At 63.1% G+C, this 21595-nt stretch carries 19 protein-coding genes and 1 tRNA gene; 8 read left to right on the top strand and 12 right to left on the bottom strand.

Features of this window, described 5'->3' with window-relative positions; all coding sequences use genetic code 11:
• Positions 1–3 precede the first annotated feature (3 nt).
• The gene (locus HJ583_RS13635) at positions 4–213 is read left to right on the top strand and encodes a hypothetical protein (RefSeq protein WP_170022424.1); all 210 of its coding nucleotides are present in this window, start codon (positions 4–6) and stop codon (positions 211–213) included.
• 52 nt (positions 214–265) lie between these two features.
• Here the strand turns inward: HJ583_RS13635 and tpx are convergent, their stop codons facing one another.
• The 8 genes from tpx to HJ583_RS13595 all read right to left on the bottom strand — a co-directional run bounded on the left by tpx (position 266) and on the right by HJ583_RS13595 (position 6843).
• On the bottom strand, positions 266–763 hold the full coding sequence (tpx, locus tag HJ583_RS13630) for a thiol peroxidase (RefSeq protein ID WP_170022423.1): 498 nt from the start codon (positions 761–763) through the stop codon (positions 266–268).
• A 197-nt stretch (positions 764–960) separates the two neighbouring features.
• Positions 961–2268: a DUF3426 domain-containing protein gene (locus HJ583_RS13625; protein ID WP_170022422.1), complete on the bottom strand. Its 1308-nt coding sequence runs from the start codon at positions 2266–2268 to the stop codon at positions 961–963.
• A complete protein-coding gene (gene prmA / locus HJ583_RS13620) occupies positions 2262–3155 on the bottom strand; it encodes a 50S ribosomal protein L11 methyltransferase (RefSeq protein WP_170022421.1) in 894 nt (297 codons plus the stop codon). Before prmA ends, HJ583_RS13625 begins: the two co-directional genes overlap by 7 nt.
• 3 nt (positions 3156–3158) lie before the next feature.
• Positions 3159–4505: an acetyl-CoA carboxylase biotin carboxylase subunit gene (accC, locus tag HJ583_RS13615; protein WP_170022420.1), complete on the bottom strand. Its 1347-nt coding sequence runs from the start codon at positions 4503–4505 to the stop codon at positions 3159–3161.
• 116 nt (positions 4506–4621) lie between these two features.
• Positions 4622–5071 (bottom strand): acetyl-CoA carboxylase biotin carboxyl carrier protein, encoded by a 450-nt coding sequence (accB, locus tag HJ583_RS13610; protein ID WP_170022419.1) that lies wholly within the window; start codon positions 5069–5071, stop codon positions 4622–4624.
• A 58-nt stretch (positions 5072–5129) separates the two neighbouring features.
• Complete coding sequence (gene aroQ, locus HJ583_RS13605) at positions 5130–5642, bottom strand: type II 3-dehydroquinate dehydratase (RefSeq protein ID WP_170022418.1); 513 nt, start codon at positions 5640–5642, stop codon at positions 5130–5132.
• Positions 5643–5683: 41 nt separating this feature from the next.
• A complete protein-coding gene (locus HJ583_RS13600) occupies positions 5684–6238 on the bottom strand; it encodes a TlpA disulfide reductase family protein (protein ID WP_217423421.1) in 555 nt (184 codons plus the stop codon).
• The gene (locus tag HJ583_RS13595; RefSeq protein WP_235943844.1) at positions 6235–6843 is read right to left on the bottom strand and encodes a hypothetical protein; all 609 of its coding nucleotides are present in this window, start codon (positions 6841–6843) and stop codon (positions 6235–6237) included. Before HJ583_RS13595 ends, HJ583_RS13600 begins: the two co-directional genes overlap by 4 nt.
• Before the next feature lie 58 nt (positions 6844–6901).
• On the opposite strand from HJ583_RS13595, the gene mpl reads away from it, so the two are divergent.
• Complete coding sequence (gene mpl, locus HJ583_RS13590) at positions 6902–8257, top strand: UDP-N-acetylmuramate:L-alanyl-gamma-D-glutamyl-meso-diaminopimelate ligase (RefSeq protein WP_170022417.1); 1356 nt, start codon at positions 6902–6904, stop codon at positions 8255–8257.
• Between the two features lies 1 nt (position 8258).
• Entirely contained in the window at positions 8259–8855 is a 597-nt protein-coding gene (locus tag HJ583_RS13585) for an SCO family protein (RefSeq protein ID WP_170022416.1), read from the top strand.
• 50 nt (positions 8856–8905) lie between these two features.
• Here the strand turns inward: HJ583_RS13585 and dctP are convergent, their stop codons facing one another.
• The 3 genes from dctP to HJ583_RS13570 all read right to left on the bottom strand — a co-directional run bounded on the left by dctP (position 8906) and on the right by HJ583_RS13570 (position 11090).
• Positions 8906–9892 carry a TRAP transporter substrate-binding protein DctP gene (gene dctP, locus HJ583_RS13580; protein ID WP_328824889.1) on the bottom strand — a complete coding sequence of 329 codons (987 nt, stop codon included), beginning with the start codon at positions 9890–9892 and terminating at the stop codon, positions 8906–8908.
• Between the two features lie 144 nt (positions 9893–10036).
• Entirely contained in the window at positions 10037–10372 is a 336-nt protein-coding gene (locus tag HJ583_RS13575; protein WP_170022415.1) for an AzlD domain-containing protein, read from the bottom strand.
• A complete protein-coding gene (locus tag HJ583_RS13570) occupies positions 10365–11090 on the bottom strand; it encodes an AzlC family ABC transporter permease (RefSeq protein WP_101940871.1) in 726 nt (241 codons plus the stop codon). Before HJ583_RS13570 ends, HJ583_RS13575 begins: the two co-directional genes overlap by 8 nt.
• Before the next feature lie 81 nt (positions 11091–11171).
• Here HJ583_RS13570 and HJ583_RS13565 point away from each other — a divergent pair.
• Both HJ583_RS13565 and fumC read left to right on the top strand, forming a co-directional pair.
• Positions 11172–11247 (top strand) — tRNA-Ala (locus HJ583_RS13565).
• Positions 11248–11670: 423 nt separating this feature from the next.
• Positions 11671–13056: a class II fumarate hydratase gene (gene fumC / locus HJ583_RS13560; RefSeq protein WP_170022414.1), complete on the top strand. Its 1386-nt coding sequence runs from the start codon at positions 11671–11673 to the stop codon at positions 13054–13056.
• 33 nt (positions 13057–13089) lie between these two features.
• Here the strand turns inward: fumC and HJ583_RS13555 are convergent, their stop codons facing one another.
• Positions 13090–14085: an alginate lyase family protein gene (locus HJ583_RS13555; protein WP_170022413.1), complete on the bottom strand. Its 996-nt coding sequence runs from the start codon at positions 14083–14085 to the stop codon at positions 13090–13092.
• A 392-nt stretch (positions 14086–14477) separates the two neighbouring features.
• Between HJ583_RS13555 and HJ583_RS13550 the strand changes: the two genes are divergently transcribed.
• The 3 genes from HJ583_RS13550 (at position 14478) to HJ583_RS13540 (ending at position 21595) form a co-directional block, all read left to right on the top strand.
• Complete coding sequence (locus HJ583_RS13550) at positions 14478–19160, top strand: glutamate synthase-related protein (RefSeq protein WP_170022412.1); 4683 nt, start codon at positions 14478–14480, stop codon at positions 19158–19160.
• Between the two features lie 19 nt (positions 19161–19179).
• A complete protein-coding gene (locus HJ583_RS13545; protein WP_170022411.1) occupies positions 19180–20661 on the top strand; it encodes a glutamate synthase subunit beta in 1482 nt (493 codons plus the stop codon).
• A gap of 64 nt (positions 20662–20725) precedes the next feature.
• A complete protein-coding gene (locus HJ583_RS13540; RefSeq protein WP_170022410.1) occupies positions 20726–21595 on the top strand; it encodes a spermine/spermidine synthase domain-containing protein in 870 nt (289 codons plus the stop codon).

Genomic DNA, 21595 nt, shown 5'->3' with positions numbered 1-21595 from the left:
GTCGTGCCATTAGGACGCATCTCGGAAGCGCTCATCGGAGGGGTGGCCGAATTTGTGGGCGAAATCGTGCTCCGCTGGCCTGGCCGAAAACTCTGTCAGCACTTTCGGCGCGATACCGAGCTGGAGAGCCCATGGGCTTTCTGGGCCGGACTGGGATTCTGGCTCGCCACGATGGGTAGCGCCTGGCTGATCCACGCCCTGCTCTGGCGCTGAACCAAACAAAACGGCCGCATCAGCGGCCGTTTTTCATTCAAGCAGGGAAAGCTCAGAGCACCGCCAGTGCGGCTTCGTAATCCGGTTCCTGCTTGATTTCCGGCACCAGCTCGGCGTGCAGGACCTTGTTGTCGGCATCCAGCACCACCACGGCGCGGGCAGTGAGGCCGGCGAGCGGGCCGCTGGTGATATCCACGCCGTAAGCGCCCTTGAAGGCGGCATCGCGGAAGGTGGACAGAGTCTTCACGTTGGCGAGGCCTTCAACTTCGCAGAAGCGCTTGGCCGCGAAAGGCAGATCCGCAGAGATCACCAGCACCACGGTGTTGGCCAGGCTGGAGGCCTTCTCGTTGAACTTGCGGGTGGAAGCCGCGCACACGCCGGTATCAAGGCTCGGCACGATGTTCAGAACCTTGCGCTGACCGGCAAAGCTGGCCAGACCGTATTCAGCCAGATCCGCACCGACCAGCTTGAATTCAGCGGCGCCATCGCCCTTCTTGGGGAAAGAACCAGCCACTTCGATCGGGTTGCCACCCAGGGTCACAGTCGTCATCTTGTTTGCTCTCGTCAAATGGGGAATCGCGCGGGTACGCGAAGCCTGAATCCTGAAGGATGATCAGGCACTTGCCAACCCCGCGCAGAACAGGGGAAAGCTATCTGCAGGAACATGGCGCTTCTGCAGCCGGCACGGTGAAGGATCTTCAGGACAGATACTGCCAACCCGCGCAGGCGTCACAGGGGCACGCCACGTTACGGATAGAAGACGTAGAGACGATATCCCGAAGCCGGTAACTGCCCCAGATTCAGGGTCAGGTTAGCGGTGACTTCGCTGTGCGACTCGAAGGCCGGCAGGCTGGCATAGGCCGGTGGCAGCCATTCGGCAGGCGCCAGCACACGGCGCGCGATGGCGATGTCGAAGCGATCCGTGATGGTGAGCTCGAGGTGTGGCCAAGCCTGGTTGAAGCCCGCCTTGTTGAGCACCGTAGCATTCAGGCGGAAGCTGGTTTCCTGCGTGCTATCCGGCGTGAAACTGCTGGATTCGATGACGATCAGATCGTCGCCATCAGCCTTGATCACTTGCGGATAAGGCACGCTGCAGCCGGCCAGCGCGCAGGCCTTTTCGAGCAGCGGACGACTGTCCGGCACCCAGCGCGTGAGCTCGCTGCGAAACAGCCAGGCGAACTGCAGGCAGCCCAGCAACAGCAGCAGGACCAGCCCGCCGGCCCACACCCAATGGCGCTGGCCGCGACGACGGTCCTCGACCTGGGCCGGCGGCGTCTTGAGCTGGCGCTGACGTTCATCAAAAAGGGAAGCCGGGCCACGATCCGGTTCGCCATCCGGGATACCCGGGATGTCGATCGGCTCTTCAAGCATGACTGTCTGGCCAAAGACCATGTCGGCGGACGCGTCGTAACGCCCCACCCCGAGTTCCTTGGCAATCTGCGAGACATAGGGCTCGCTGCGCGCTTCTGCCACGGGCTCCGGCGGCGCCGCAGCGACATCAGCCTCGTCCAGACCGTCGATATCGAAGTCCAGCCCGCCCGCCATTTCGGCGCGGACCTCGGCCGGCGAAGGGCCGTCGAGCTGGATGTTCATGGTGAAATCGTCACCTACCGCGGGCGCCTCGATAGGCTCGATCACCTGAGCTGAAGGCGCGACACTGACTGACGGGGTCCGGGGCTGCGCCGTATCAGCCGGAGTGCTGATCGAATTGCTGCGCGTAGCCTCAGGCACCAGCGGCTTGGCACGGGAAACCGCGGTTTGCGCAACGGCCGGTGACGCGATGGTCGCAGTTGGCGCCGGAGCCACAGGCCGGGCAGCAGGCGTGACCGGGGCGGGCTGCACGACGACTGGCGGCGCAGCTGGCGGCGTACTCGCAGGGGCGCCGGCGGGTGCTGACGGCGCCGGATCGTTTTCGTCGTCGAGTTCTTCCAGATGGGCCAGCGCGGAGAAGGGCTGCTGGCAGTGGCCACAACGCACCCGCCCGCCACGCACCGAGAGCTGTTCCGGACGAATCCGGAACTGAGTGCTGCAGTGCGGGCAGCGCGTTGTCAGCATGCGCGCCGGCCTTCCAGGCGAATCCAGCCTTCATGCTCGGCGCCCACCATCAGCGCAATGTACGGAGCATAGGCGTCAATGACCTGCTGCGCCTGGGTGGCGAGCACGCCGGAGAGGGCCAGGCGGCCGCCGGTCTTCACGCGAGCGGCGATGCCGGGAGCCAGGACACAGAGCGGATTGGTGAGAATGTTGGCCACCACGAGATCGAATTCGCCGGCGATATGCTTGGCACTATTTTGCCACGTTGCATTCGTAACGCCATTCCGTTCGGCGTTGGCATGACTGGCTTCAACGGCATGCGGATCGATGTCGCAACCAGTCACCGTGCCTGCACCGAGCTTGGCCGCAGCAATCCCGAGGATGCCGGAACCACAGCCATAATCGAGCACGGTTGCGCCGGTCGTCACCACATCGCACAGCCACTGCAGACACAAGCGGGTGGTCGGGTGCGAGCCGGTGCCGAAAGCCATACCCGGATCCATCTCGATGTTGATGGCATTGGCGTCAGGCGACTGGTGCCAGGACGGCACGATCCACAGCCGGTCAGTGATGTGGATCGGGTCGAACTGAGCCTGGGTGAGCTGCACCCAGTTCTGCTCCGCCACATCCTCGACCGTGAAGGGTGGCACATCCTCGAGACCGGCTTCGTCGGCCGCTGCAGCCAGCGCCGCCGGCAGATCGACACCGGCATCGAACAGCGCGATCACCACGCTGTGATCCCAGAGTTTCTCGTTAACGCTGCCGGGCTCACCGAACTGCGGTGTTTCGCGCTCGGTACCGGCATCGGCATCCTCGATCGAGACGGACAACGCGCCCGCCTCCATCAGGGCTTCGGACAATGCCTCGGCCTGCTCTGCTGCAGCCTTGAGGGAGACGGAGTGCCACATCGATCAGGTATTCCCGGCGAGTTTCTTTTCCAGGTAGTGGATGCTGGTGCCGCCTTGCACGAAATGGGTATCCATCAGCATTTCCTGGTGCAGCGGGATGTTGGTCTTGATGCCTTCGACCGCCATCTCCGAGAGCGCGATGCGCAGGCGGCGAATTGCCTGCTCGCGGGTATCACCGTAAGCGATGACCTTGCCGATCATCGAATCGTAATGCGGCGGCACGGTGTAGCCGGTGAACACGTGCGAATCGACGCGGATGCCGGGGCCGCCCGGCGTGTGCCAGGTGAGGATCTTGCCCGGCGAGGGCGTGAACTTGAACGGGTCTTCCGCGTTGATGCGGCATTCGATGGCATGACCACGCAGGTGCACTTCCTTCTGCGTATTGCGCAGCTTCTCGCCCGCGGCAACGCGGATCTGCTCCTGCACGATATCAATGCCAGTGATCAGCTCGGTGACCGGGTGCTCCACCTGCACGCGGGTGTTCATCTCGATAAAGAAGAACTCGCCCTTTTCATACAGGAACTCGAAAGTGCCGGCGCCACGGTAGTTGATGCGCTTGCAGGCGGCCACGCAGGCCTCGCCCACCTTGGCGATCAGCTTGCGGTCGATGCCCGGAGCCGGCGCCTCTTCGATCACCTTCTGGTGACGGCGCTGCATGGAACAATCGCGCTCGCCCAGATAGATCGCGTTGCCATGCTGGTCGGCAAGCACCTGGATCTCGATATGGCGCGGGTTCTCGAGGAACTTCTCCATGTACACGGTCGGGTTGCCAAAGGCAGCACCGGCTTCCGAACGCGTCATGGCCACGGAAGAAATCAGCGCGCCTTCGGTATGCACCACGCGCATGCCGCGACCACCACCACCACCAGCAGCCTTGATGATCACCGGGTAACCGATGGCCCGGGCGATCTTGACGATTTCCTTGGGGTCTTCCGGCAGGGCCCCCCCCGAACCCGGCACGCAGGGCACGCCAGCTTCGATCATGGACTGCTTGGCAGAAACCTTGTCGCCCATCAGGCGGATGGTTTCCGGCCGCGGGCCGATGAAGACGAAGCCGGAGGATTCGACGCGCTCGGCGAAGTCGGCATTCTCGGAGAGGAAACCGTAACCGGGGTGAATCGCCTCGGCATCAGTCACTTCAGCGGCGGCAATGATGCGCGGCACGTTGAGGTAGGACTGGGCGGAAGAGGCCGGGCCGATACACACCGACTCATCAGCCAGCTTCACATACTTGGCCTCGGCATCCGCCTCGGAGTGCACCGCCACGGTGCGGATGCCCATCTCGCGGCAGGCGCGCAGCACGCGCAGCGCAATCTCGCCGCGGTTTGCAATCAGGATCTTGTCGAACATGGTTTTTCTGAGGACTGAATACCGGGAACGGAGAACTGAGTGATTGTTGGCGGTCAGCAATGCTAACCGGGTTCAACTCAGTCCCCAGACCTCAGATCTCTGCCCTCTTCCTCCTATTAGCCAATGATGAACAGCGGCTGACCGAATTCGACCGGCTGGCCGTTTTCAACCAGGATGGCCTTGATGACGCCGGCCGCATCGGCCTCGATTTCGTTCATCAGTTTCATGGCTTCAATCAGGCACACAGTCTCGCCCTGGGCCACGTTCTGACCAACTTCGGCGAAGGGCTTGGCGCCCGGCGAGGAGGAGCGGTAGAAGGTGCCTACCATCGGCGACTTCACGACATGGCCTTCAGGCTGGGCTGCCACGGCCGGGGCGGCGGCCACCGGAGCGGCAACCGGGGCAGCAGGCGCAGCGGCCGGCATCTGGGTCATGTAACTCATCGGAGCGCTGTTCGCCACATGCTTGGCGATGCGTACCTTTTCCTCGCCCTCGGTCACTTCCAGTTCGGCAATGCCGGACTCTTCCACGAGGTCGATGAGTTTCTTGAGTTTCCTGAGGTCCATGTCTCACTCCAATGGTAAAGATGGCGCAGCAGCAAGGCGGCGCCAGTTGAATCGGGATTCAGCGTGCCAGCAGCTTGTTCAACGCGTAGTCGAGGGCGTACTGGTAACCTTCTGCACCGAGACCACAGATCACCCCCACGGCAATCGCCGAGAGGTAGGTGTGGTGGCGGAAGGGCTCACGAGCGTGGATGTTCGAAAGATGAACTTCCACGAAGGGAATCGAAACGGCAGCCAGCGCATCGCGCAAAGCCACGCTGGTATGGCCGAAGCCACCCGGGTTGATGATGATGAAGTCCACACCCTCGGTGTAGGCCGCCTGGATGCGATCGATCAGCTCGCCTTCGTGATTGCTCTGGAAGGATTCGAGCAGCGCACCGGAGGCACGAGCGCGGTCTTCCATGGCGCGATGGATGTCAGCCAGGGTAGTACTGCCGTAGACGGCCGGTTCCCGCACACCGAGCATGTTCAGGTTCGGGCCTTGCAGAACCAAAATACGCGCAGTGTGGGACGAAACGTCAGCCTGTTGGGCCTCGGCAGACTTCTTCGTCTTCTTGGTCGAGCTGTTCTTCATGGCCGCGAGTTTGCCGCACTTCGCTGCACGTTGTCCATCTTTCACTTCAAGTTACGCCCATTCGCTTCCGCATGCTGGGCTACCAGGCGGGCCACTTCGCCTGCCCTGAAAGCCCCCAGTTTCACGGCTTGCAGGCGTCCGCCGGCATCCACCAGCAGCGAAAAAGGCAGGCCGCCAGCAGGGTTACCCAAGGCTGTCAGAATTTCACGTACGCCGCCGCTAGCCACCAGAACCGGATAGGAAACCTGCGTTTCGTGCAAAAAGGCCGCAGCGCTGGCCGGATTCTCCCAGGCCAGGCCCAGCACCTGTACACCGTGACGGGCTTTATCCTGCGCGAAGGCTTCCAGTTGTGGCATTTCCTCGCGGCAAGGCCCACACCAGCTGGCCCAGAAGTTGATCAGCAGCGGCTGTCCGCGCCAGCGGGCCAGCGGCTGGGACTGTCCGGCCACATCCGGCCACTCACGCGCCAGGAGTTTCTGCAATGCAGCATCAGCCTGCTCCGGCCCAGCCTGAGTCATCCGCTCACGCAGCAGCCCCCCCAGCAGCGCACTCAACAGAATCGCAGCGAACAGTCCCGCCACGCGCGCCAGCTTCATTTTTGCAGCCCGAGCAGGGCCTCGAATGCATCCAGGCGTAACTTCTCCTGGATAGCACCGGCATGGTTGCGACGCGGCGTGCGCTCGGCAACGTGATTGTGTACATAGAGCTTGACCGGCACCTCATCGCAATCGAAGACCAGAATCGCTTCCGGCGCATCGTGCCCCGTGCTGCGCACTTCCTGATGCTCGTAGGGCACATCGCGGCCAAGCAGATAGATTTCCACGTCCTTGGCGCTATCGGCATAGACCTCGACCTCGACTTCGGAGAAGGCATCCACCATGCCGTCGATGACTGCCCCCGTCACATACGGGCGAAACGGAGTCAGCAGACGCAGCACCACCAGCGCTGCCGCGCGCATCTGCTGCAGGCGCTCGGCATCATCTTCATCACTGAAGATGGTGCGCCATTCGCGCAGCGCTCCTTCGATCTCGGCATTGCTCGGCAGATCCCGCTCCGGCACGCCCAGCTGGCGTGCAGCCTTGCGTTTGGCGAAGGCGTAATCCTCGATGCCTTCCTCAGCAATCAGGCGCGCGGCCTGGTGGGCGATGCTGCGGCGCAGATCGCCAACGACGGTATCCGGGGTATTCGAGCGGGCAGGCATGCGGGCGGCTCGCGAGAGGTAGAATCGAGGCCATTGTACACAGGCAGGCTCCAGCTCCATGCATATCCACATCCTCGGCATCTGCGGCACCTTCATGGGCGGCATCGCCCTGCTGGCCCGTGCCGCCGGCCATACCGTGACCGGCTGCGACGCCAACGTCTACCCGCCGATGAGCACCCAGCTCGCCGAGCAAGGCATCGCCCTCGTGGAAGGCTATTCGCCGGACCAGCTGGCGATGGCGCCGGACCTCTTCGTGGTCGGCAATGCTGTCTCGCGCGGCAACCCGCTGCTTGAAGCCATCCTCGATCGCGGCCTGCCCTACACCTCCGGCCCGCAATGGCTGGCGGACAACATTCTGCAGGGCAAGTGGGTGCTCGCTGTAGCCGGCACCCACGGCAAGACCACCACCGCTTCGCTGCTGGCCTGGATCCTCGAAGATGCGGGCCTCAACCCCGGCTTCCTGATCGGTGGTGTGGCCAGCAACTTCGGCATCTCGGCACGCCTGACCGACACCCCCTTCTTCGTGGTTGAGGCCGACGAGTACGACACCGCTTTCTGCGACAAGCGCAGCAAGTTCGTGCACTACCGCCCGCGCACGGTGATCCTGAATAACCTCGAATTCGACCACGCCGACATTTTTGCGGACCTGGCTGCCATCGAGACCCAATTCCACCACCTCGTACGGACCATCCCGCAACACGGCCGCATCCTCGCCAACGGCAACGAAGATTCGCTGCGCCGGGTACTCGCACGCGGCTGCTGGAGTGAGCTGGAGTATTTCGGCGGTGGCGACGGGATCTGGCAGGTACGTGAAGATGACGGCCGCGACCAGGTTGCCTTCAGCCTCAGCGGCCGCGAAGCCGCCCAGTGCATCCTGCCGCTGGCCGGCCAGCACAACCGTTTGAATGCGCTCGCCGCGATGGCCGCCGCCCGCCATGTGGGCGTCACACCGGCCACAGCAGCCGACGCGCTGTCGCGCTTTGCCGGCGTGAAGCGACGCCTGGAAGCGCGTGGCAATGCTCGCGGGGTCACCGTGTATGACGACTTCGCCCACCACCCTACGGCAATTGCCACCACGCTTGCCGGACTGCGCAAGCGGGTGGGCAAGCGGCGCATCTTGGCAGTGCTGGAGCCACGCTCCAACACCATGAAGCTCGGTACCATGAAAGCCCAATTGCCGGTCAGCCTCACCGAGGCCGACAAGGTGTATTGCTTTGCCAAGAACCTCGGCTGGGATGCTGCCGAGGCCCTGACTCCGCTCGGCGACAAGGCACAGAGCTTCGATGAGCTCGCCGCGCTGGTCTCCGCAGTCGCTCAGGAAGCCAGGCACGGCGACCAGATTCTGGTGATGAGTAACGGCGGCTTCGGTGGCGTTCATGAGAAGCTGCTCGATGCACTTAAGGCAGGTGCCTGAGATGCAGCGCCGAACCTTGCTCCACAACCTGCTGAGCCTGCCTGCACTGCTGGTGCTTGGCGCCTGCGAACAGGGCCCGAGCTTCAATACCACCGACGTAACCGGCGCCAGCTACGGCCCGGCGCTGCGCCTGAAGGATCAGCATGGTCAGGTGCGCACCCTCGCCGATTTTCGCGGCAAGGTGGTGGCCATTTTCTTTGGCTACACCAACTGTCCGGACGTGTGCCCGACCAGCCTGATGATGCTCAAGGAAGCCCTGCAACTGATGAGCCCGGCCGAGGCCGAACGAGTTCAGGTGCTCTTCGTGAGCGTGGATCCGGCCCGCGACACTCCCGAACGCCTCACGATGTACATGAACGCCTTCGATCCACGCTTCCTGGCGCTGACCGGCTCGGACGCTGAAATTGCCGCCGTGGCCAAGGAGTTCAAGGTGTATTACGAGAAAAAGGGCGATATCGCCGGCGGCCGCTACACCATCGACCACAGCGCCGGCTGCTACCTCTTCGGACCGGACGGCCGGGCCCGCCTCTTCGCCCGCCACGGTGAAACTGCGGCGCGCGTAGCTGCCGATCTCAAGTTGCTGCTGACGCAAACATGAAAAAGCCCGGCTCGTGGCCGGGCTGAAGCCCTGCGGACAGGCCGCAAGCCTTACTTGGTGCGCAGGATGCTCAGCACCGTCTCGAGTTCATCACGATCGGTGATGTACTTCGAGTACAGCTTCACTGCGAAACCCTCGATGCCGGACATCGACATGCGGGACTTGTCAGTGATCACCGCCCCTTCCTTCTTCGCCTTGGCCAGCGATTGCAGCTCGCTGTCGGCCCACAGCGTCTTCATCTGGGCCGAGGAGCTCGCAGCGGCACTCGACAAGGCCTGCTGCTGGGCAACACTCAGCCCCTGCCAGGTCTTGCGCGACACCACCAGCACCTCGGGCACAGCCGAGTGTTCGTCGAAGCTGTAGTGCTTGGCCAGCTTGTAATGACCGCTGGAGACATAGGACGGCACATTGTTCTCCGCCGCATCGATCTCGCCCTTCTGGAAAGCCTCGCCCACCTTGTCATACGGCAGCACCACCGGCGTGCCACCCAACTGCAGGATCAGATCCTTGTAGACCGGTGAATCCTGCACCCGCACGCGCAAGCCGTTGAAATCAGCAAGGCTGCGGATCGGTTGCTTGGTCGAATAGAAGGAGCGCGTGCCGCTATCGTAATAGGTCAACACCACGGCGCCCACCTTCTCCGCCTCACTCTGGATGCGCTTACCGAACTCCCCCTCCAGCACGCGCCACATGTGCTCGCGGGAGCGGAACAGATAAGGCAGGCTGACCAGCTTCACCGCCGGCATGTCCTTGGCCAGCATTGCCAGATTGACGCGCGCGATGTCCAGCGTGCCGGCTTTGACCTTGTCCCAGGCCTGCGCCTCATTGCCTGCCTGGCCACTGTGCTTGACCTGGACCTGCAACTCCCCCTTGGTCAGCTCGGCCAGCTTGCTGTGCAGCACTTCCTCCGACTGCACGATGACATGCCCCGGCGGATGGATTTCAGCCAGAACCAGATCCTTGGCCGCGACCTGCGCCATCCCCAGACCGGCCAGCAAGCCACATGTCCAGAGCCCTGCAATGCTTCTACGTACCACGTTGCCACTCCCTTGCCGCACACCCCGTCAGGCCCCTCCCGACGATCCCATGTGCACAAAGTGGGCAATCGTGAATTAGTTCACACTTTCGGGCATCAGTGCTTTCCCCTACAAGCCACGAAGAATATCGCCCCCGATCGACACTCAAAGCAAACCGAGCAAGTACGGCAAACACCAAACCAGCAGCAAACCGACAGCAATCGTCGCCAGCACACTGCGCGTCTTCCACGCCACCAGCGCCGCAGCCAGCGCCGCCCACAAGCGGGGATTGGCCGGATCGCTCAGCAGTACGCCCTTGCTCACGAAAATTTCCGGCGCAATCAGGGCCGCCAGCACTGCCGGTGGCACATAGCCCAGCATCAGACGAAAGCGTGGCCCGGGATGAAAACGCCGCCCCCCCAGCAAAAAGGCGGCGCGCGTGGCGAAGGTCAGCAATCCGCCCGCCAGCATGCACAGCCACAACAGCAGATTCTCACTCATGGGATTTGCCTCGCTGCAGTGCCTGCGCCAGCATCCCGGCGAGCATCCCGGCCAGCGCCGCCAGCAGGATCCACAACTTGTAGGGCACACCCTGAGCCAGCAAAGCCACTGCGCCAGCCACCGCAGCCGCCACACACTCGCTACGCCGGCGCAGCGAAGGCACCAGCAAAGCAATGAAGGTCAGTGCAATCGAGAAGTCCAGCGCCCAGCCGGCCGGAATCGTCGCCCCCAGCAGTACACCTCCCAGGGTGGACAACTGCCAGCCGGCCCACAAGGTGAAACCGGTGCCGAACAGAAACCAGTGGCGCACTGCGCTGCGCGGCCCGCTCGTCAAACGCCCTACCGCTGCCATATAGGCCTCGTCAGTCAGCAGATAGGCCAGCAGAAGCTTCCAGCGCAGTGGCAGCTCGGCCAGCAACTGGGCCACGCTGGCGCTGTAAAGCGCATGCCGCAGATTGACCACACCCACCGTGCCGACGATCACCGGGGCCGGCACACCCGCCCCCCACAACTGCGCAAACACCACCTGAGAAGAACCACCGAACACGATCGACGACATCAGTACCACAGCCCAGCCCGGCAAACCGGCCTGCAAGCCCAGCACCCCATACACCAGGCCGAAAGGCAGCACCCCCAGAAGCAGCGGCAACTCGGCCCGCGCCCCCGCCCAACACTCGCCGCGCCAGCTGGCGCCGACAAGATGATCCCAATTCCCCACACCGATCTCCCTGAATTCAAGCGTCGTGCACGCGCACCTTGGCAAGCACACCAGATCATCATTAGAATCCAAGCTGAACGTGGGGGGGTAGCTCAGTTGGGAGAGCGCGTCGTTCGCAATGACGAGGTCGTGAGTTCGATCCTCATCCTCTCCACCACAAACATCCGAAAAAACAAGGCACTGGCTCGCAAGAGTGAGTGCCTTGTTTGCTTTGCACCGGGCCATTCCTGCCGGCACTCCGGCACGCCCTCGAGACTGAACTCCGCAGCCGCTCCAGCAGCTAAAAACAGCTTGCCGCCTTCGGGCCGGGTTTCGCGACTGAGGCGGGCGACTTCAAGCACGGTGCTCACACCAACGAGTGGAACGGCAGGCCTGTCGCGATCAGCATGGGCAAGCAGCTCCGTAGCCAGGCTGCGGGGGCTTGCACGGCCAGAGCAGATCATTCACTGACGGGCGCTTCGCCGTCGTACCGGACTCGGCTTTGCACTGCCCAGCAGGATGACAAGCGCCTGAACCGTACGAGCCAGCTGAACACCAGGGGGCTAGACTGAATCAGCCCACCGCCACCGGAGTCTTAGCCATGAGCCCCCACCACCGCCTGGAGCACGATTCTTTCGGCGCCATCGCCGTTCCCGCCGAGGCCTTGTGGGGAGCTCAGACCCAGCGCTCGCTGGAGCATTTCCGTATTTCCACCGAGCGCCTGCCGCTGGCGCTGGTGCAGGCGCTGCTGCGCGTCAAACGAGCGTGTGCCCAGGTCAACGGTGAGCTGGATCTGCTCGACGCGGCACTGGCTGAGGCGATCGCGCGCGCGGCGGATGAGCTGCTGGCCGGCGCTCATGCCGACGCTTTCCCGCTCTCGGTGTGGCAGACCGGCTCGGGCACCCAGAGCAACATGAACGTCAATGAGGTGCTGGCCAATCGCGCTTCTGAACTGCTTGGCGCCGGGCGGGGTGAGGCACGCTGCGTGCATCCGAACGATCACGTCAATCTCGGCCAGTCCTCCAACGACATCTTTCCCACCGCGATGCATGTGGCGGCGGCCAGCGAGCTAACGCAGACGCTACTGCCGGCCTTGCAGGCCCTTCGCGCCACCCTGGACGCGAAAGCCCAGGCCTTTGCCGGCATCGTGAAGATCGGCCGCACCCATCTGCAGGACGCCACGCCGCTCACCCTGGGGCAGGAAATGTCTGGCTGGGTGGCACAGCTGGACCACGCCGAGCGTGCCATCAGCTTGAGTCTGGATGCCGTGTTCGAACTGGCCGTCGGCGGCACCGCAGTCGGCACCGGCCTGAACACCCACCCGCGCTTCGGCGCCGCGGTGGCCGCGCGCCTCGCCGCGGAGTCCGGCTTGCCGTTCTGCTGCGCGGCCAACCGCTTCGCGGCGCTGGCGGCACACGACGCGCTGGTCAGTGCGCACGGCGCGCTCAAGACGCTGGCCGTGGCGCTGATGAAGATCGCCAACGACGTGCGCTGGCTGGCCTCCGGCCCGCGCTGCGGGCTGGGCGAGCTGCGCCTGCCGGAGAACGAACCCGGCAGCTCAATCATGCCGGGCAAGGTCAATCCCACCCAGTGCGAGGCGCTGACTATGGTCTGCTGTCAGGTGCTGGGCAATGACGTAGCTCTGAGTATCGGCGGAGCCTCGGGCAACTTCGAACTGAATGTGTTCAAGCCGCTGATCGCGCACAACTTCCTGCAGAGCGTGCGTCTGCTCGGTGACGCGATGCCGAGTTTCGACACGCATTGCGCGCAGGGCATCGAGCCGGACCGGGCACGCATTGCAGAGCTGCTCGGCCACTCGCTTATGCTGGTGACGGCCCTCAGTCCGCATATCGGCTACGACCGCGCCGCCGCAATCGCCAAACACGCGCATGCCAATGCGTTATCGCTGCGGGATGCGGCGCAGGCCCTCGGCTACGTGAGCGCGGCGCAGTTCGATGCCTGGGTGCGGCCCGAGAAAATGCTCTGAGACGCTGTTCACGATCTTACTGCGAGGCCGTGATCAGGGCTGGTTGCGCGCGCTCTGGCGGGTGAGGGCCGGGTTACCCCCCATCTGCGCATTAAAGAAGGGGCCGCGAGCGGCCAGAGCCTGCAGCTTGTCGCGATTGCGCAGGGGCTGGTCGGCGAGCAGCACGCTCCAGCCCAGATAGCCTTCGGCGGGCAGCTCCTGACGCTTGCCGGTCTGCTCGACGAACCAGGCCGGGTCCAGCACGCCGTCGGTGACTTTATCGGCCAGACGCAGCAGGCGGCCATCACCGCGCGCATACCAGTCCTCATGCCGGCTGTGCGCCAGTTCAGCCATGGCCGCAAGCGGCATCAAGGCGTAATTGTGATAGTGCAGGGCTCGGCCAGCACGAGCCATTTCCATCTCCAGCGTGCCATCGGCGGCGATGTGGGCCAGGGCTTCGTCGTAGATGCTTCGCGCCCGGCCCCACAAAGTCGCATCGTCGGTAGCAGCCGCTGTAGCGGCAACAGCCAGGCCGGTCCAGTAAAGATGGTTGTTGCGCTTGTGGCGAGCATCGTCCCAGAAGGCGAGGCTGCGTTCGGCCTGGGCCTTGAGCCAGGGGTCGAGCAAGGCGTGATCGGCGGGCGTGAGCTGACTGCGGACTTTGAAGCTGGCCATGGCAAGGCCGGCGAGGGTCCATTTCTGGATGTAGTTGGCCTGGTTGCCACGCTCGTTGATCAGTGCACCGAGCAGTGCCCCGCCTTGCGCCCAAGCGCTCAGCCAGTCAATCGTGCAGCGGGCCTGCGCAATATCACCGGTGGCGACGAAAGCATCGGCGCGCTCAAGCACGCGGCGATGAAAATCTGTGATCGGATCAATATTTCGCTTGTACTGGGCGTGCAGCGCCGGATCAATGATGGAACCAGCTGCATCCGAGTAATAGGAATTGGCACGGATATCCCGCACAGCTGGGGGCGGAGGCGGGCAGGCGGCGCTCGCCCCGGCCGGGGTGATCAGGCTGGCAAGACACAGACAGGCTAGCAGGCGTTTCATGGCGGGTGACGAGTCCAGGTTTTTGCTGAAGAAGCACTGCTGCGCCGGGGCGGGATCGGGACAGATTCAGCGGATCAGCATCTGCGCGTACATATTCTGCAGCCTGATTGCGCCAGACGTGCTGGATCCATCAGCAATTCATTCTCCACCCTCGCCATGATCGATCTGCCCGCTGCCTTGAAAGCTCCAGACTGCAGGCCCCGCAATGCATCAAACAACTATGTCCCCATTATTTAATGCACCGCAAGTGTGCAAGAATCAAATTACACTCTGACCCCGTTTTATAGTGCTTGAGGGGGGTGGGCGCTCGTCCTATAGTTCAAACCCTTACGGTTGCGGAAGCTACGCCTTTTGGTATAGCGAGCCGCAGATTGTCCGGTTTTATCTGGAGTATGAGCATGCAAGAGCGCCAGGGACTTTACGACCCAGCCAACGAACATGATGCCTGTGGTGTGGGTTTCGTTGCCCACATCAAGGGCAAGAAGACCCATGAGATCGTTCAGGGGGGGCTGCAGATCCTCAAGAACATCGATCACCGCGGTGCCGTGGGTGCGGACCCCTTGATGGGCGACGGCGCCGGCATCCTGATCCAGATTCCGGACCAGCTCTACCGTGAAGAGATGGCCGCTGCCGGCGTAAAGCTGCCACCGGCCGGCGAATACGGCGTGGGCATGGTCTTCCTGCCCAAGGAAGCCGCTTCGCGTCTGGCCTGTGAGCAGGAGCTGGAGCGTGCCGTACGTGCCGAAGGCCAGGTACTGCTGGGCTGGCGTGATGTGCCGGTCGACAGCGAAATGCCGATGTCGCCGCGCGTGCGTGCCAAGGAACCGGTGATCCGCCAGATCTTCGTCGGTCGCGGCCCGGACGTGATGGTCACCGAAGCACTGGAACGCAAGCTCTACGTGATCCGCAAGATGGCCAGCCACGCCATTCAGCAACTCAAGCTCAAGCACGGCGCCGAGTACTACGTACCGTCAATGTCGGCCCGCACCGTGATCTACAAGGGCCTGCTGCTGGCCGATCAGGTCGGCGTGTATTACAAGGACCTGGCCGATGCGCGCTGTATCTCCGCGCTGGCGCTGGTGCACCAGCGTTTCTCGACCAACACCTTCCCGGAATGGCCGCTGGCGCACCCCTACCGGATGATTGCCCACAACGGCGAAATCAACACCGTGAAGGGCAACTTCAACTGGCTGCGTGCCCGCGAAGGCGTGATGAAGTCCGCCGTGCTGGCCGACGACCTCAAGAAGCTCTACCCGATCGCCTACGCCGGCCAGTCCGACACCGCTACCTTCGATAACTGCATCGAACTGTTGACGATGTCCGGCTACCCGCTGGCACAGGCCGCGATGATGATGATCCCGGAAGCCTGGGAACAACACACCACGATGGACGAGAACCGTCGCGCCTTCTACGAATACCACGCAGCCATGATGGAACCGTGGGACGGCCCCGCCGCGATTGCCTTCACCGATGGCCGCCAGATCGGCGCCACGCTGGACCGCAACGGCCTGCGCCCGGCTCGTTACATCGTCACTGATGACGACATCGTGATCATGGCCTCGGAAGCCGGCGTGCTGCCGGTGGCTGAATCGAAGATCGTCAAGAAATGGCGTCTGCAGCCGGGCAAGATGTTCCTGATCGACATGGAAGCCGGCCGCATCATCGATGACAAGGAACTCAAGGACGCGCTGGCCAATGCCAAGCCCTACCGCGAGTGGATCAGCCGCATCCAGGTGAAGCTCGACGAAGTCGACGGCCCGGAGCCGGTGATCGAGTCCAGCACCTCCCTGCTCGATCGTCAGCAAGCCTTCGGCTACACCCAGGAAGACCTCAAGTTCCTGATGGCACCGATGGCCGCCACCGGCGAAGAAGCGATTGGCTCGATGGGCAATGACTCGCCGCTGGCCGTCATGTCCAACAAGCACAAGACGCTCTACAACTACTTCCGTCAGCTCTTCGCGCAGGTGACCAACCCGCCGATCGATCCGATCCGCGAAGCCCTGGTGATGTCGACCGTGTCCTTCATCGGCCCGAAGCCGAACCTGCTGGACCTGAACAACATCAACCCGCCGATGCGCCTCGAAGTCTCTCAGCCCGTGCTGGACTTCAAGGACATGGCCAAGCTGCGTGACATCGGCGCCTACACCGACAACAAGTTCAAGTCGTGCGAACTGGATATCTGCTATCCGGTGGCCTGGGGCAAGGAAGGTGTCGAAGCCCGTCTCGCCTCGCTGTGCGCGCAAGCGGCGGAAGCCGTGCGCTCGGGCTACAACATCCTGATCGTGTCGGACCGCAAGCTTGATGCACAGAACGTGGCCATCCCGGCCCTGCTCGCCACCAGCGCGATCCACCAGCATCTGGTGAAGCAAGGCCTGCGCACCTCGACCGGTCTGGTCGTGGAGACCGGTTCGGCGCGCGAAGTGCATCACTTCGCCCTGCTCGCCGGTTACGGCGCCGAAGCCGTGCATCCGTATCTGGCCATGGAAACCCTGCGCGAAATGGCGCTCGGCATGGCCGATGTGGATGGCGACAAGGCCATCTACAACTTCATCAAGGCCGTCGGCAAGGGCCTGTGCAAGGTCATGTCCAAGATGGGCATCTCGACCTACATGTCCTACTGCGGCGCACAGATCTTCGAAGCCATCGGCCTCAACAAGGATCTGATCGACAAGTACTTCGCCGGCACCCCGTCGAACGTCGAAGGCATCGGCATCTTTGAAGTGGCGGAAGAAGCCATCAAGCTGCACGCTGACGCCTTCAGCGCAGCTCCGGTGCTGGCCGACCAGCTCGACGCAGGCGGCGAATATGCCTTCCGCATTCGCGGCGAAGAGCATATGTGGACTCCGGACGCGATTGCCAAGCTGCAGCACTCCACGCGCACCGGCAACTTCCAGAACTACAAGGAATACGCGCAGATCATCAACGATCAGAGCAAGCGTCACATGACGCTGCGCGGCCTCTTCGAGTTCAAGTTCGATCCGGCCAAGGCTATCCCGCTGGATGAAGTCGAGTCTGCCAAGGACATCGTCAAGCGCTTTGCCACCGGCGCCATGTCGCTCGGCTCGATCTCCACCGAAGCGCACTCCACGCTGGCGATTGCCATGAACCGCATCGGCGGCAAGAGCAATACCGGCGAAGGCGGTGAGGACGACAAGCGTTACCGCAACGAGATGAAGGGCATCTTCATCAAGAAGGGTGAAACGCTGGCCGGCATCGTGGGCAAGAACGTGATCGAGCGCGACATCGTGCTGCAGGAAGGCGACTCCCTGCGCTCGAAGATCAAGCAGGTTGCTTCGGGCCGCTTCGGTGTGACCACTGAGTACCTGACCTCGGCCGACCAGATCCAGATCAAGATGGCCCAGGGTGCCAAGCCCGGTGAAGGCGGTCAGCTGCCCGGCGGCAAGGTCTCCGAATACATCGGCAAGCTGCGCTTCTCGGTGCCGGGTGTGGGCCTGATCTCGCCGCCCCCGCACCACGACATCTACTCGATCGAGGACTTGGCCCAGCTGATCCACGATCTGAAGAACGTCAATCCGAAGGCTGGCATCTCGGTCAAGCTGGTGTCCGAAGTGGGCGTCGGCACCGTGGCTGCAGGCGTGGCCAAGTGCAAGGCCGACCACGTGGTGATCGCCGGCCACGACGGCGGCACGGGCGCTTCGCCCCTGTCCTCGATCAAGTACGCCGGTTCGCCGTGGGAACTTGGTCTCGCCGAAACTCAGCAGACCCTGATGATCAACGGCCTGCGCGACCGTATCGTGGTTCAGGCCGACGGCCAGATGAAGACCGGTCGTGACGTCGTCATCGCCGCGCTGCTGGGCGCGGATGAAATGGGCTTCGCCACCGCACCGCTGGTGGTCGAAGGCTGCATCATGATGCGCAAGTGCCACCTCAACACCTGCCCGGTTGGCGTCGCGACGCAAGACCCGGTGCTGCGCCAGCGCTTCTCCGGCCAGCCCGAGCATGTGGTGAACTACTTCTTCTTCGTGGCTGAAGAAGTGCGCGAGCTGATGGCTCAGCTGGGCATCCGCAAGTTCGAAGACCTGATCGGCCGTGCCGACCTGCTCGACAAGAAGGCAGCCATTTCGCACTGGAAGGCTCAGGGTCTGGACTTCGCCAAGATCTTCCACGTGCCGCAGGTGGATTCGCCGCTGCGTGTGGTCGCTACCCAGAACCACGGTCTGGAAAAGTCGCTCGACCACAAGCTGATCGAGAAGGCCCGCCCGGCTCTGGACAAGGGCGAGCGCGTCTCCTTCATCCAACCGATCATCAACGTCAACCGCTCGGTCGGCGCGATGCTCTCCGGTGAAGTGGCGCTCAAGTACGGCATCGAAGGTCTTCCGGACGACACCATCCATGTGCAGATGACAGGCACCGCCGGTCAGAGCTTCGGCGCCTTCCTGGCCCACGGCGTGACGCTGGATCTGGTCGGCGAAGGCAACGACTACGTCGGCAAGGGCCTCTGCGGCGGCCGCGTGATCGTCCGCTGCCCGAACGACTTCCGTGGCTTCGGCCCAGAGCACATCATCGTCGGCAACACCGTGCTGTTCGGTGCCATCGCCGGTGAGGCCTACTTCAACGGCGTCGGTGGCGAGCGTTTCGCGGTGCGCAACTCGGGCGCGGCGGCGGTCGTCGAAGGCACGGGTGACCACGGTTGCGAATACATGACCGGCGGCACCGTCGTCGTGCTGGGCGAAACCGGCCGCAACTTTGCCGCTGGCATGTCGGGTGGCGTGGCCTATGTGTATGACCCGGAAGCGCTGTTCGCCAAGCGGGCCAACACCGCGATGGTCGATCTGGAGGCCGTGCTGCCCGCAGCCGAGCAGACAGACAAGATCGATCGCGACGTGTGGCATGCCGTCAAGCGTGGCGGCGTGGGTGAAGCCGATGACGTGATCCTCAAGCGTCTGATCGAGAACCACTTCCGCTACACCGGCAGCCTGCGTGCCAAGGCACTGCTCGAAAACTGGGAAGAATCCCGCAAGGCTTTCGTCAAGGTCATGCCGAAGGAATATCGCCGTGCGCTGAAGGAACTGGCCGTCGCTGCACGCGCCAAGACCGAAACCGCCGCTGCTTGAGAATCGGGAAGGAATAGAAATGGGAAAAGTTACCGGCTTTCTTGAATTCGAGCGCCAGGAAGAGGGCTACCCGGCCCCGGACGAACGCAAGAAGAACTACAAGGAATTTGTCATTGCCCTGAGCGATGATCAGGCCAAGATCCAGGGCGCGCGCTGCATGGACTGCGGCATTCCGTTCTGCAACAACGGCTGCCCTGTGAACAACATCATTCCGGACTGGAACGATCTGGTTTACAAGCAGAAGTGGGAAGAGGCGATCGGAGTGCTGCACTCCACCAACAACTTCCCCGAGTTCACCGGCCGCATCTGCCCGGCACCCTGCGAAGCCGCCTGTACCCTGGGCATCAACGTCGCGCCGGTGGGCATCAAATCCATCGAGCACGCCATCGTCGACAAGGCCTGGGAAAACGGCTGGGTCGTGCCGCAAGTGGCCGCCGAGAAGACCGGCAAGAAGGTCGCCATCGTCGGTGGCGGCCCCGCCGGCCTCGCCGCCGCCCAGCAACTGGCGCGTGCCGGCCATGCCGTGACCGTGTTCGAGAAGAGCTCGCGCGTCGGCGGCCTGCTGCGCTATGGCATTCCTGACTTCAAGCTCGACAAGTCGATCATCGACCGTCGCATGAAGCAGCTGGAAGCCGAGGGTGTGGTCTTCAAGACCGGTGTGTACATCGGTGAGGCCGATCTGCCCAAGGGCATCAACTCCGATGCCAAGGAAAAGATCAGCCAGAAGAAACTGATGAAGGATTTCGATGCCGTGCTGATCACCGCCGGCTCCGAAGTGCCGCGCGATCTGCCGATCCCTGGCCGCGAGCTGGCTGGCGTGCATTACGCGCTGGAATTCCTGATTCCGCAGAACAAGGAAGTCGCTGGCGACGGCGCCAACCCGATCAGCGTGAAGGGCAAGAACGTGCTGGTCATCGGCGGTGGCGACACCGGCTCCGACTGCGTGGGCACCTCCAACCGCCACGGCGCGGCGAGCATCCTGCAGATCGAGCTGATGCCCAAGCCTCCGGTGCAGGAAAACAAGTCCACCACCTGGCCGTATTGGCCCAACAAGCTGCGCACTTCGTCCTCGCATGACGAAGGCTGCCAGCGCGAGTGGGCTGTGACCACCAAGGAATTCAAGGGTGAGAACGGCAAGCTCAAGTCCGTAGTGCTGGCCAACGTCGAGTGGGCCAAGGACGAGAAGACCGGCCAGATGAAGATGACCGAAGTCGCCGGCTCCGAGCGCGAAATCCCGGTCGAGGCCGTGTTCCTCGCCATGGGCTTCACCAACCCGGTGGCGTCCTTGCTCGAAGGCTTCGGCATCGAGAAGGATGGCCGCGGCAATGCCAAGGCCACCACCGATGGCGTGGGCTGCTACGCCACCAACGTCGCCAAGGTCTTCGCGGCCGGCGACACCCGTCGCGGCCAGTCGCTGGTGGTGTGGGCGATCCGTGAAGGCCGTCAGGCCGCCCGCGAGGTCGACCAGTTCCTGATGGGCTCGACCGTTCTGCCGCGCTGATCAACACCTGCGCTAGCTGCAAAGGCCTCCAGAAATGGAGGCCTTTTTCCTTTCGGGCTACACGATGACTCTCCCACCGGCTGGCTGGCTCAGCCTACCCGCCAATTACCTCAACGAATCCGGTCAGATCTGGCTGCGCGAGCCGGCGGACAAGAACCGCCAGTTGCTGATCCGCCAGCTCATGGACGGCATCTACCCGCATCCCTTCGTGATCGACGATGGCAAGGTGCGGCGCCTGCATTTCAGCCTCAAGCTGGTGCAGAGCGAGATGCGCCTCGATACACCGGACGAACTGGCGATTGCCTACACCCGGGCGATGCTGGGCTTCCTGCTATTCCAGCCACTGCCCAAGCATGTGCTGATCGTCGGGCTCGGCGGCGGCTCGCTGACCAAGTACTGCTACCGGAATCTGGCGCGCAGCCGGGTCACCACCGTGGAATTGATGGAGGGCGTGATCGCCTGCCGCAACTGGTTCCTGATCCCGCCTGATGACGAACGCCTGAAGATCGTGCAGGCCGATGCCGCGGATTACTTTGCCGGTGAGCCAGACGGGGCCGACGCGATCCTGCTCGACGCCTATGTGGAAGATGGCCTCGCCCCGCAGCTATGCACTCTGGGCTTTTACGAAAAGGTGAGCGCCCATCTCAAGCCGCGTGGCGTACTGGTGACGAACATTTCCGGCCATAGCCTGACGGCCGAGACGCACATCGAACTGATCCGCGAGGTATTTGCCGAACGAGTGGTGGTGGTGGATGTGATGGCCGATGGCAACCGCATCGTCTATGCCTTCAAGGACCCAGCCTTCCCGCCTGACTGGCAACGCCTCGGGCGCAGTGCACGCGAGCTGGAAGCGAAACATCCACTGGAGTTTGCCAAGCTGCTGCGCGACATGGAGCGCAGCGCGCAGCGTGCCAAACGTAAGGGCCGGCGCTGA

The sequence above is a fragment of the Uliginosibacterium aquaticum genome, assembly GCF_012972705.2.
Taxonomy (GTDB): domain Bacteria; phylum Pseudomonadota; class Gammaproteobacteria; order Burkholderiales; family Rhodocyclaceae; genus Uliginosibacterium; species Uliginosibacterium aquaticum.
The sequence above is the reverse complement of the archived record's forward strand: the minus strand, read 5'-3'. Positions and strand labels throughout refer to the sequence as shown.